The 11,746-nt window shown below is 68.7% G+C and carries 9 protein-coding genes; 5 read left to right on the top strand and 4 right to left on the bottom strand.

Annotation, left to right across the window (positions count from 1 at the left end):
* Window positions 1-23: 23 nt before the first annotated feature.
* From mctP to OG293_RS10970, 3 genes are all read right to left on the bottom strand, one after another.
* Window positions 24-1,673 carry a monocarboxylate uptake permease MctP gene (gene mctP, locus OG293_RS10980; protein WP_405998598.1) on the bottom strand — a complete coding sequence of 550 codons (1,650 nt, stop codon included), beginning with the start codon at window positions 1,671-1,673 and terminating at the stop codon, window positions 24-26.
* A complete protein-coding gene (locus OG293_RS10975) occupies window positions 1,670-1,960 on the bottom strand; it encodes a DUF3311 domain-containing protein (RefSeq protein WP_405998597.1) in 291 nt (96 codons plus the stop codon). Before OG293_RS10975 ends, mctP begins: the two co-directional genes overlap by 4 nt.
* 200 nt (window positions 1,961-2,160) lie before the next feature.
* The gene (locus tag OG293_RS10970) at window positions 2,161-2,925 is read right to left on the bottom strand and encodes a GntR family transcriptional regulator (protein WP_405998596.1); all 765 of its coding nucleotides are present in this window, start codon (window positions 2,923-2,925) and stop codon (window positions 2,161-2,163) included.
* A gap of 282 nt (window positions 2,926-3,207) precedes the next feature.
* Between OG293_RS10970 and OG293_RS10965 the strand changes: the two genes are divergently transcribed.
* The 5 genes from OG293_RS10965 (at window position 3,208) to OG293_RS10945 (ending at window position 9,239) form a co-directional block, all read left to right on the top strand.
* The gene (locus OG293_RS10965; protein ID WP_405998595.1) at window positions 3,208-4,491 is read left to right on the top strand and encodes an extracellular solute-binding protein; all 1,284 of its coding nucleotides are present in this window, start codon (window positions 3,208-3,210) and stop codon (window positions 4,489-4,491) included.
* Window positions 4,492-4,728: 237 nt separating this feature from the next.
* A complete protein-coding gene (locus OG293_RS10960) occupies window positions 4,729-5,724 on the top strand; it encodes a carbohydrate ABC transporter permease (protein WP_405998594.1) in 996 nt (331 codons plus the stop codon).
* 5 nt (window positions 5,725-5,729) lie between these two features.
* Window positions 5,730-6,599 carry a carbohydrate ABC transporter permease gene (locus OG293_RS10955; protein ID WP_405998593.1) on the top strand — a complete coding sequence of 290 codons (870 nt, stop codon included), beginning with the start codon at window positions 5,730-5,732 and terminating at the stop codon, window positions 6,597-6,599.
* Window positions 6,600-6,608: 9 nt separating this feature from the next.
* Window positions 6,609-8,147, top strand: coding sequence for a glycoside hydrolase family 3 protein (locus OG293_RS10950; protein ID WP_405998592.1), 1,539 nt, complete (start codon window positions 6,609-6,611; stop codon window positions 8,145-8,147).
* 45 nt (window positions 8,148-8,192) lie between these two features.
* Entirely contained in the window at window positions 8,193-9,239 is a 1,047-nt protein-coding gene (locus tag OG293_RS10945; protein ID WP_405998591.1) for an SIS domain-containing protein, read from the top strand.
* Between the two features lie 54 nt (window positions 9,240-9,293).
* On the opposite strand, the gene OG293_RS10940 is transcribed toward OG293_RS10945, so the two are convergent.
* Window positions 9,294-11,678 carry an ATP-binding cassette domain-containing protein gene (locus OG293_RS10940; protein ID WP_405998590.1) on the bottom strand — a complete coding sequence of 795 codons (2,385 nt, stop codon included), beginning with the start codon at window positions 11,676-11,678 and terminating at the stop codon, window positions 9,294-9,296.
* Window positions 11,679-11,746: the final 68 nt, after the last annotated feature.

The following is an 11,746-nucleotide window of genomic DNA, read 5'->3' as shown; positions in this document are numbered from 1 at the left end:
CGGCCCACGTCACCAACTGCGCCTCAGCGGCTGGCTTCCGCCTCCGCCTCCGCCTCAGCCGGAGCCGTCGCCGACGGCAGCGTCACCTTCACGCCCGGATCACCCGCGTCCGCCGTGTAGTCGGACGGCACCGTCTCATCCACACCCTCCGGCGCCTTCGCCGCCCGCAGCGCGAAGGTGAGGACCACCGTCACCACCACGTTCAGGACGAACGCCGTCAGACCGATGTAGCCGATCTCACCCAGGCCCGGGATCTCCGCGGACGACCCGCCGAAGTGCTTCTGCGTAGGGCTCGCCACTCCGTACGCCGCCGTGGTGCCGTAGATCATGCCGACCGCCCAGCCCGTCAGCAGCGCCCAGCGGTGGAACCAGCGGGTGAACAGGCCGCCCACCAGCGCCGGGAAGGTCTGGAGGATCCAGATGCCGCCGAGGAGCTGGAAGTTGATGGCCACGGTCTTGTCCATCGTGAGCACGAAGACCAGCGCGCCGACCTTCACCAGCAGGGACACCAGCTTGGAGACCTTGGTCTCCTGTGCGGGCGTGGCGTCGGGCTTGATGAAGTCCTTGTAGATGTTCCTCGTGAACAGATTCGCCGCCGCGATCGACATGATCGCCGCCGGCACCAGCGCGCCGATGCCGATCGCCGCGAACGCCACACCCGCGAACCAGTCGGGGAACATGTTCTCGAACAGCTGCGGGATCGCCAGCTGGCCGTTCTTCACCTTCACGCCCGCCGCGATCGCCATGAAGCCGAGCAGCGCCAGCAGCCCGAGCATCAGCGAGTACAGCGGAAGAATGGTCGTGTTGCGGCGGATCACCTCCCGGCTGCGCGAGGAGAGCGTCGCCGTGATCGAGTGCGGATACATGAAGAGCGCGAGCGCGGAGCCCAGGGCGAGCGTCGCGTAACCCCACTGTCCCGCCTCGCCCGGCGCCAGGGCACCCCGTGGCTTCTCGGTCACCGGGTTGATCTGTGCGAACGCGTCGCCCGCCTTCGTGAAGACCTCGTCGAAGCCGCCCAGCTTGATCGGGATGTAGATGATCGCGACGGCGATGACGATGTAGATCAGCGTGTCCTTCACGAACGCGATGAGCGCGGGCGCCCGCAGTCCGGAGGAGTACGTGTACGCCGCCAGCACGCCGAAGGCGATCAGCAGCGGCAGGTCCTTGACGAACCAGTTCGTGGTCTCGCCGCCGCCGACGCCCATCACGTCCAGCACGGCCTGGATGCCGACCAGTTGCAGCGCGATGTACGGCATCGTCGCCAGGATGCCGGTGACGGCGACCGCCAGCGAAAGGCCCTTCGAGCCCCAGCGCCCCCGGACGAAGTCCGAGGTGGTGACGTATCCGTGCTTGTGCGAGACGGACCAGAGCCGGGGCAGGAAGGTGAAGATCAGCGGGTAGACGAGGATCGTGTACGGGACGGCGAAGAAGCCCGCCGCTCCCGCCGCGTAGATCGCCGCCGGGACGGCCACGAAGGTGTAGGCCGTGTACAGGTCGCCGCCGAGCAGGAACCAGGTGACCCAGGTGCCGAACGACCGGCCGCCGAGCCCCCATTCGTCGAGACTGTCGCTCTCGGCCCTGCGCCAGCGCGCGGCCAGGAAGCCCATGACCGTGACGGCCACGAAGAAGCAGATGAAGACGGCGAGTGCGACGCCGTTCACGCCGTCCTTCACTTCGACGTACCCCCCTTGCGGGCGCGCTGATCGCGCTGCCACAGCGTGTAGGCGATCATGGTGAGCGCCGTGGAGATCAGCACCCAGAGCATCTGGTACCAGTAGAAGAACGGGATCCCGGCGAAGGCCGGTTCGGTCTTCGCGTAGGAGCTGACCCAGAGCATCGCGACGAACGGCGCGAAGAGGCAGAGGGCGATGATCACCCGTACCGGCGTGATGACCGGTTGTTTCGGTTCGGGCGCTTGTGGCGCCTCGGGCGCGTCGGGCGCCTCGGGCACTGCGGACATTCGGTGTCTCCGTCCCCTCGCTGACCACCTGATACCTGTAGTGCGCAGGAAATCTAGGCGAGGGCTTCGAAGCGAGTCACCCCCGTCCGCATATCGGTACGGCAACGACTGCTCGGCACCTCTGGGCACGGTGGCCGGAAACACGGCATGGCGCCGCAACGGTCGTTGCGGCGCCATGAGTGTCGCGATGTGCGGTGCGGTCAGGGGGCGGGGCGCTGGAGCCTCGCCACGAACTTGTACCGGTCTCCTCGGTAGACGGAGCGCACCCACTCCACCGGCTCGCCCTGCGCGTCGAGCGAGTGCCGCGAGAGCATCAGCATCGGCAGGCCGACATCCGTGCCGAGCAGTCCCGCCTCGCGCGGGGTGGCCAGGGAGGTCTCGATGGTCTCCTCGGCCTCGGCCAGATGGACGTCGTACACCTCCGCCAGCGCGGTGTAGAGCGAGGTGTACTTGACCAGCGACCGCCGCAGAGCGGGGAAGCGTTTGGCCGAAAGGTGTGTGGTCTCGATCGCCATCGGCTCGCCGCTCGCCAGCCGCAGCCGCTCGATCCGCAGCACCCGTCCGCCCGTCGAGATGTCGAGCAGTCCGGCCAGCGTGTCGTCGGCCGTGACGTACCCGATGTCGAGCAACTGCGAGGTGGGCTCCAGGCCCTGGGCCCGCATGTCCTCGGTGTACGAGGTGAGCTGAAGGGCCTGCGAAACCTTGGGTTTGGCCACAAAGGTGCCCTTGCCCTGGATGCGCTCCAGGCGGCCCTCGACGACCAGTTCCTGAAGCGCCTGGCGCACGGTCGTGCGCGAGGTGTCGAATTCGGCCGCAAGCGTCCGCTCCGGTGGCACCGGCGTGCCGGGCGGGAGCGTTTCCGTCATATCGAGCAAATGCCGCTTGAGCCGGTAGTACTTGGGCACCCGTGCGGTGCGGGTCACGGACCCGCTCTCGGCTTCGGTGCCGCCTCCGTCCGTGGTCATGCCCCGCCTTCCCGACTCCTGCGCTGCTGCCGTCACCGGCTCCTCCGTCTGTCGCGCTCACATGGTGGCACGGGCCGGTCACGGGTCGGCGACCTCCCTCAGGTGTCGGTCCGATAACGGACGCGACTGCCCTTCTTATACACCCTTGACACCCCTAAAGGTCTAGGCCAAGCTCCCGGTACTGGTCTAAACCATTAGAGGCCAGGTCCCAGCCCCACGAGTAGCACTCGTCGTATCTCTTTGCGGTGAGCAGGGGTTGCAGGCATCCCTGAGGAGGGTGGCGTGAAGCGCAAGCTCATTGCGGCGATCGGCGTCGCGGGCATGATGGTCGGCCTTGCGGCCTGTGGTGATTCGGACAAGGGCGGGGACAAGGCCGCCGGGAGCGACGCCAAGGAGCTGACCGTCTGGCTCACCGTCGACGCCCAGAACAACTGGCCCGAGCTGGTGAAGGCGGCCGACGACGCGGTCGTCAAGAAGCACCCCGGCATCAAGATCAAGCACGAGTACTACGGCTGGCCGGACAAGAACACCAAGCTTGACGCCGTGCTTGCCACGGACAAGGCTCCGGACGTTGTCGAAATGGGCAACACCGAGATGCTCGGCTACATGGTGAAGGGCGCCTTCGCCGAGGTCGACCCGAAGAAGTTCGACCAGTCGGACGCATGGCTGGACGGCCTCAAGGAGTCCACGCAGTACGACGGCAAGACCTATGGCGTCCCGTACTACGCCGGTGGCCGTGTCGGCACCTGGCGCAAGGACCTCGCCGCCGAGGTCGGCGTGAAGGCCGCCCCGAAGACGTACGCCGAGCTGACCGCCGCCCTGGACAAGATCCAGCAGAAGAAGGGCGACAAGTTCAGCGCCTGGTACCAGCCTTCGCCGGACTGGTACGCCGCGATGTCCTTCGTCTACGACGCGGGCGGCTCCATCGCCAAGAAGGACGGCGACCAGTGGAAGGCCAACCTCTCCTCGCCCGAGTCCCTCAAGGGCCTCAACGAGTACAAGTCGATCATCGACAAGTACATGCACGGTGACAAGACCAAGGACGAGGCCGACCGTCCGGTCGTCTTCGGCCAGGGCAAGTCCGCGACCATCTTCAGCGCGGCCTGGGAGGGTGGCACTGCCGCCGACCCGAAGAACGACAAGGTCGGCAAGCTCGCCGACAAGCTCGAGAACTTCGTGATGCCCGGCCCGAACGGCAAGGCCCTGCCCGTCTTCCTCGGCGGCTCCGACCTCGCCGTCCCGGTCAAGTCCAAGGCGCAGGACGTCGCGGCCGAGTGGATCAACGCCTTCACCGGAGCCCAGGGCCAGAAGGGTCTGCTCGCCAAGGGCAACCTGCCCAACAACAAGACCGACCTGGCGACGCTGAAGAACGACCCGAAGACGGTGGTCCCGGCCACCGCCGCCGAGTCCAACTGGTTCGTGCCGATGGCGCCGGGCTGGGGTCAGGTCGAGAAGGCCCAGACCCTCAAGACGATGCTTCAGCAGATCGGCACCGGCAAGAAGTCGGTCGAGGAGGCCGCGAAGACGGCTGACGCCGCGATCGACAAGGTCATCAACACCAAGTGACCTTCTGGCAGGGCCCCGACGTCACCGCGACGGGGCCCTGGGGGGTGTCCTGTGGGTCCGGCCGGACGGGGCGCGTGGCCCGGTGTGTGCGACTGCGGGCCGAAGGACGGAGTCGACGCGGAGCGTCGACGGCCGACGGCGACGCGGCGGATGAGCGCACCGGGCATGCGGGCCCGGCAAGATCCACAGGACACCCCCTGAGCCCCGTCCAGGAGAGGGACTGCTGAGGAGCACGGGATGAGTGCCGCAGAGACAACCACCGCGAAGGTGCCGCCGACGCGGCCATCACCCCCGCCGGGGACCGGCGCAGCGCCTGCGCCGAAGCCGGGCGGAAAGCCGAAGGGCGCCGGGGGAGGCGTGCCCTGGCTGCTGCTCGCGCCCTGCCTGCTCATTCTGTTGCTGGTCCTCGGCTATCCGCTGGTACGGCTGGTCACCCTCTCCTTCCAGAAGTTCGGGCAGCCGCAGCTGTGGGGCTTCAAGGACCCGGAGTCGGTCGGCTTCGACAACTTCTCCAAGATCCTCGGGGACGGAGAGTTCTGGTCCGTCGTCGTGCGGACCGTGGTCTTCGCGGTCAGCGCCGTCGTTCTGACGATGGTCATCGGCATGCTGGTCGCGCTGCTGCTCCAGAAGGTCTCCGGCTGGGTCAGGACCCTGATCAACATCGCGCTGGTGGCCAGCTGGGGCATGCCCATCATCGTGGCCACCGCGATCTTCAAATGGCTCTTCGACGCGGACTACGGCGTCCTCAACTGGCTGCTGTCCAGGCTTCCCGGCGTCGACATGGTGGGCCACAACTGGTTCGCCAGCGGCCCCCAGGGGCTCGCCGTCATCATCCTGCTGGTCGTCTGGGGCGCCGTGCCCTTCGTCGTGATCACGCTCAGTGCCGGTCTCACCCAGGTGCCCAAGGAGCTGGAGGAGGCCGCCCGCCTCGACGGCGCCGGAGCCTGGGGTGTGTTCCGCTACGTCACCCTGCCGATCCTGAAGCCCATCATCGTCATGCTGACGACGCTCTCGGTGATCTGGGACATGGGCGTCTTTCCGCAGGTGTTCGTGATGCGCAACGGCCATCCCGAGGCGGAGTTCCAGCTCCTGACCACGTACTCGTACGACAAGGCGTTCGTCGTCAACGACTACGGCACAGGCTCGGCGATCGCTCTCGTCACCGTCGTCCTGCTGCTCGGAGTCGTCGCGGTCTATATGCGCCAGATGCTCAAGATCGGAGAAGTCGAGTGAGCGCAGTGAACGTTCGAAGCGGCGTGACCTCGACCGGCGCGGCCAGGGTCCGTGCCCCCCGCACAAGCAGGCTCGGCTGGAATCTGCTCGGGCTCCTGGTCTTCGTCTCGGCCGGCTTCCCCGTCTACTGGATGCTGAACACGGCGTTCAAGCCCGCCAAGGACGCCATCGACCCCGACCCGCACTTCTTCCCGAACGTGTTCACGCTGGAGAACTTCCGGCGAGCCCTGGACATCGCGGATTTCTGGGGTCCGGTCGGGCGCAGCCTCACGGTGTCGCTGGTCGTGGTCGTCATCGGCATCGCCGTCGGCATGCTGGCGGCCCTCGCCATCTCCCGGTTCGCCTTCCGGGGCCGCAAGATCGTGATCGTCGGCATCCTCGCGGTCCAGATGATCCCGCTGGTCGCCATGATCATCCCGGTCTTCCTGCTGCTGAACGACCTCGGTCAGTACGACAAGCTCACCGGTTTGATCATCACGTATCTCACCTTCATCCTCCCGTTCACGGTGTGGACGCTCCGTGGCTTCATCGTCAACATTCCGAGGGAGCTGGAGGAGGCGGCGATGGTCGACGGCTGCACCCGCACCGGCGCCTTCGTCCGCGTGGTGTTCCCGCTGCTCGCCCCGGGCATGGTCGCCACGTCGGTCTACGGCTTCATCCAGGCGTGGAACGAGTACCTGTACGCGCTGATGCTGATGAGCCAGCAGAACCAGACCGCCACCGTGTGGCTGGGCAACTTCACCACCAAGAACGGCACCGAGTACGCCCCGATGATGGCCGGCGCCACGATGATGGCCGTCCCCATCGTGATCCTCTTCCTCCTCGTCCAGCGCAAGATGGCCGCAGGTCTCACGGCCGGCGCAGTGAAGGGATAAGGCCGCTACATGACGACGCTCGTACGCAGCACGGACACCCTCACCCGCGACGCCCTCGCCGTCCTTCAGCCGGGTTTCGTCGGCACCACCGCTCCGGACTGGCTGCTGCGCCGGATCGGGGAAGGACTCTCGGCCGTCGGACTCTTCGGCCGCAATATCGTCACGCCGGAGCAACTGGCGGCGCTGACGGCACAGTTGCGGGCCGAGCGGGACGACGTCCTGGTGGCGATCGACGAGGAGGGCGGTGACGTCACCCGCCTGGAGGTACGCGACGGCTCGTCCTTCCCCGGCAACTACGCGCTGGGCCGGGTCGACGACACGGACCTCACCCGGGCCGTCGCCCGTGAACTGGGCCGCCGGCTCGCCGAGTGCGGGGTCGATCTCAACTGGGCACCCTCCGCCGACGTCAACTCCAATCCGGACAACCCCGTCATCGGGGTGCGGTCGTTCGGAGCCGACACCGCGCTCACCGCCCGTCACACCGTCGCGTACATCGAGGGCCTCCAGGCCGCCGGCGTCGCCGCCTGCACCAAGCACTTCCCCGGACACGGCGACACGAACGTGGACTCGCACCACGCGCTGCCCCGGATCGACGTGGATCTCGACACACTGCAAGCCCGTGAGCTGGTACCTTTCCGCGCCGCCATCGCGGCGGGTTCCAAAGCGGTGATGAGCGCGCATATCCTGCTTCCCGCGCTCGACCCGAACCGCCCCGCGACCCTGAGCCCGCAGATCCTCACCGGTCTGCTGCGCGAAGAGCTGGGCTATGAGGGCCTGATCGTCACCGACGGCATGGAGATGCAGGCCATCTCGGCGGTGTACGGCATCGAGCGCGGCTCCGTCCTCGCGATCGCCGCGGGTGCCGACGCGATCTGTGTCGGTGGCGGCCTGGCCGACGAGGAGACCGTACTGCGACTGCGTGACGCGCTGGTCACGGCGGTACGGGACGGCGAACTGCCCGAGGAGCGGCTGGCCGACGCGGCGGCGCGGATGCGCGCCCTCGCCGACTGGACGCGGCGGGCCAGGGGGGCCGCAGCGGAGCCGGGCGCGGCCGTACAGGAGGGGACCGCGCCCGGCACCGACATCGGCCTGGTCGCCGCACGCCGGGCCGTGCGGGTCACGGCGGGGAAGCTGCCGTACGCGCCGCCGGCGGGCGCCCCGTACGTCGCCGCGTTCAGTCCGGTCGCGAACATCGCCGTGGGTGACGAGACCCCGTGGGGAGTGGCCGCGGAGCTGGCCGCGCTGCTGCCGGGAACCACGACGGACACCTATGGCGCCACATCCGAAACCTCCTCCTTGGTGGCACATGTGGTGGGCCTTGCAGGGGACCGTAGGATCGTCGCCGTAGTGCGCGACGTTCACCGTCACCCCTGGATGGCGGACGCTCTCGACGCCCTGATCGCGGCCCGTCCCGACACGGTCGTGGTCGAGATGGGCGTCGACCGGGCGGCGCCGAGGGGAGCCCTGCACATCGCGACCCATGGCGCCGCCCGCGTCTGCGGACGGGCCGCCGCGGAGGTCATCGCCGGCAAGGGCGCCGGGGCCTGACCCACGCGGACCGTGCACGAGGTACGTCACATGGAGGCACCCCGCATGTCCGAGCAGCCGGGCCGGATCATGGCCGGTGAGATGGCGGAGCAGCCCACGGTGCTGCGGCGCATCCTGGAGGAAGGCGCGCCGAGGATCCGAGAGACCGCGGCCGCGATCGCGGCGCGGCGCCCGCGGTTCGTCCTGCTGACGGCGCGCGGCACGTCCGACAACGCCGCGCTGTACGCGAAGTACCTGCTGGAGATCCGGCTGGGGCTGCCGTGCGGGCTGACCTCCATGTCCACCACCACCGCGTACGGCGCGCGGCCCGACCTCACCGACGTCCTGGTCGTCACGGTCAGTCAGTCGGGCGGCTCGCCGGACCTGGTGGCCTCGACGAAGGCGGCCCGGGAGGCCGGCGCGGTCACGCTGGCGGTCACCAACAACCCTGACTCCCCGCTGGCGGCGGTCTCCGAGTTCCACATCGACATCCTCGCGGGCGAGGAGAAGGCCCTTCCGGCGACGAAGACGTACACGGCGTCCCTGCTGGCCCTCTACCTCTTCGTGGAGGGTCTGCGGGGCGGTGACGGCTCCGCCGCCAAGGCACTTCCCGGCCTCGCGTCGCAGATCCTGGGCCGCCAGGACGAGGTGCGGCAGCTCGCCTCCCGCTACCGCTTCGCCGAGCGCATGGTGATCACGTCGCGGGGCTATGGCTACCCCACCGCGAAAGAGGCCGCCCTGAAGCTCATGGAGACGAGTTACATCCCGGCCCTGTCGTACTCCGGGGCCGACCTGCTGCACGGCCCGCTGGCGATGGTGGACAACATCTCCCCCGTCATCGCCGTGGTCACGGACGGCAAGGGCGGTCAGGCGCTCCAGCCGGTTCTGGACCGCCTCCGCGGCCGTGGCGCGGACCTCGTCGTGGTGGGCCCAGCCCCTCAGGTCGAGGCCGCCTCGGCCGGCTTCGTCCTGCCCACGGACGCCGTCCCGGAGGAGCTCCAGCCGATCCTGGAGATCCTGCCGCTGCAACTGCTGGCGTACGAGGTGACGATCGCCCGTGGCCAGGACCCGGACGAACCGCGGGCCCTGGCGAAGGTCACGGAGACAAGCTGACACGCTCGTCCACAGATGGGAGACCTCGTCCCACGGTGTCCGCGAGGCCCCCGGTCAGCTGCCGACGTAGTCCGCGAGGTGCTCGCCGGTGAGGGTGGAGCGGGCGGCGACGAGGTCCGCGGGTGTGCCCTCGAAGACGATCTTGCCGCCGTCGTGGCCGGCACCGGGGCCGAGGTCGATGATCCAGTCGGCGTGCGCCATGACCGCCTGGTGGTGCTCGACGACGACGACCGACTTGCCGGAGTCGACGAGCCGGTCGAGCAGGCCGAGCAACTGCTCGACGTCGGCGAGGTGGAGGCCGGTGGTCGGCTCGTCGAGGACGTAGACGCCGCCCTTGGCCGCCATCTGGGTGGCCAGCTTGAGGCGTTGCCGCTCGCCGCCGGACAGCGTGGTGAGCGGCTGGCCGAGGCTGAGGTAGCCGAGCCCGACGTCGGCGAGCCGGCCGAGGATGCGGTGCGCGGCCGGCGTGTGCGCGTCGCCGGCGCCGAAGAACTCCTCGGCCTCGGTCACCGGCATCGCGAGCACCTCGCTGATGTCCCGGCCGCCGAGGCGGTACTCCAGCACCGAAGCCTGGAACCGCTTTCCCTCGCACTCCTCGCAGGGGGTCGCCACGCCAGCCATCATCGCCAGGTCGGTGTAGATGACGCCGGCGCCGTTGCAGGTGGGGCAGGCGCCCTCGGAGTTGGCGCTGAACAGCGCCGGCTTCACGCCGTTGACCTTCGCGAACGCCTTGCGGATCGGGTCGAGCAGTCCGGTGTACGTAGCGGGGTTGCTCCGCCTGGAGCCGCGGATCGCGCCCTGGTCGATCGAGACCAAACCCTCCCCGGCGGGGATCGACCCGTGCACGAGCGAGCTCTTGCCGGAGCCGGCGACGCCGGTGACGACGGCAAGCACCCCGAGCGGGATGTCGACGTCGACGCCCTTCAGGTTGTTCGTTGTCGCGCCGCGGATCTCCAGCGTGCCGGTGGGCGTCCGCACCGCCTCCTTGACGACGGCCCGGTCGTCGAGATGGCGGCCGGTGAGGGTGCCGCCGGCCCGCAGCCCCTCAAGGGTTCCCTCGAAGACCACCTCGCCGCCGGCCGTACCGGCGCCGGGCCCGAGGTCGACGACATGGTCGGCGATCGCGATCATCTCCGGCTTGTGCTCCACCACCAGCACGGTGTTGCCCTTGTCCCGCAGCCGCAGCAGCAGGTCGTTCATCCGCTGGATGTCATGGGGATGGAGACCGATGGTGGGCTCGTCGAAGACGTAGGTGATGTCGGTGAGGGAGGAGCCGAGGTGGCGGATCATCTTGACGCGCTGGGCCTCGCCGCCCGACAGCGTGCCCGAGGGCCGGTCGAGCGCGAGGTAGCCGAGCCCGATCTCCACGAACGAGTCGAGGGTCCCGCCCAGCGCCGTCAGCAGCGGTGCCACCGACGGCTCGTCGAGGCCGCGGACCCATGCGGCCAGGTCGCTGATCTGCATCGCGCAGGCGTCGGCGATGCTGACCCGCTTGATCTTCGATGACCGGGCCCCCTCGCTGAGCCGGGTGCCGTCGCACTCGGGGCAGGTGGTGAAGGTGACCGCCCGCTCCACGAAAGCCCGGATGTGCGGCTGCAGCGACTCCTTGTCCTTGGACAGGAACGACTTCTGGATCTTGGGGATCAGCCCCTCGTAGGTGAGGTTCACGCCCTCGACCTTCACCTTGGTCGGCTCTCGGTAGAGGAAGTCGTGCATCTCCTTCTTGGTGTACGTGCGGATCGGCTTGTCCGGGTCGAGGAGGCCCGACTCGGCGTAGACCCGGACGGTCCAGAAGCTGTCCGACTTCCAGCCGGGGATGGTGAACGCGCCCTCGGCGATCGACTTGGAGTCGTCGTAGAGCTGGGTGAGGTCGATGTCGGAGACCGTGCCCCGGCCTTCGCAGCGCGTGCACATGCCGCCGGTACGGCTGAAGGTCGCCTTCACCGCCTTCTTGGCACCGCGCTCCACGGTGATGGCACCGCTTGCCCGGACCGAGGGGACGTTGAAGGCGTAGGCGCTGGGTGGGCCGATATGCGGCTTGGCGAGCCGGCTGAAGAGGATGCGCAGCATGGCGTTGGCGTCGGTGGCGGTGCCGACGGTGGAGCGGGCGTCGCCACCCATCCGCTGCTGGTCGACGATGATCGCGGTCGTCAGCCCGTCGAGCACATCGACCTCGGGCCGGGCCAGGGTCGGCATGAAGCCCTGCACGAAGGCGCTGTAGGTCTCGTTGATCTGACGCTGCGACTCCGCGGCGATCGTGTCGAACACCAGCGAGCTCTTGCCCGAGCCGGAGACCCCGGTGAACACGGTCAGCCGGCGCTTCGGGATCTCGATGCTGATGTCCTTGAGATTGTTCACGCGTGCGCCGTGCACGCGGATCATCTCGTGGCTGTCGGCAGCGCGCGGCGCAGCCGGCGGCGTGTTCGTCCTCTTGGCCATGCTCTTCGTATCTCCATCTGTGCGGCGGGGTCGCCTTCGCGGTCTCTGCCCGCGTCGCCCGGCCTCGA

The organism is Streptomyces sp. NBC_00829, assembly GCF_045161795.1.
Classification (GTDB): domain Bacteria; phylum Actinomycetota; class Actinomycetes; order Streptomycetales; family Streptomycetaceae; genus Streptomyces.
Note: the sequence above shows the minus strand (reverse complement) of the source record. Positions and strands in the feature narration are given on the sequence as shown.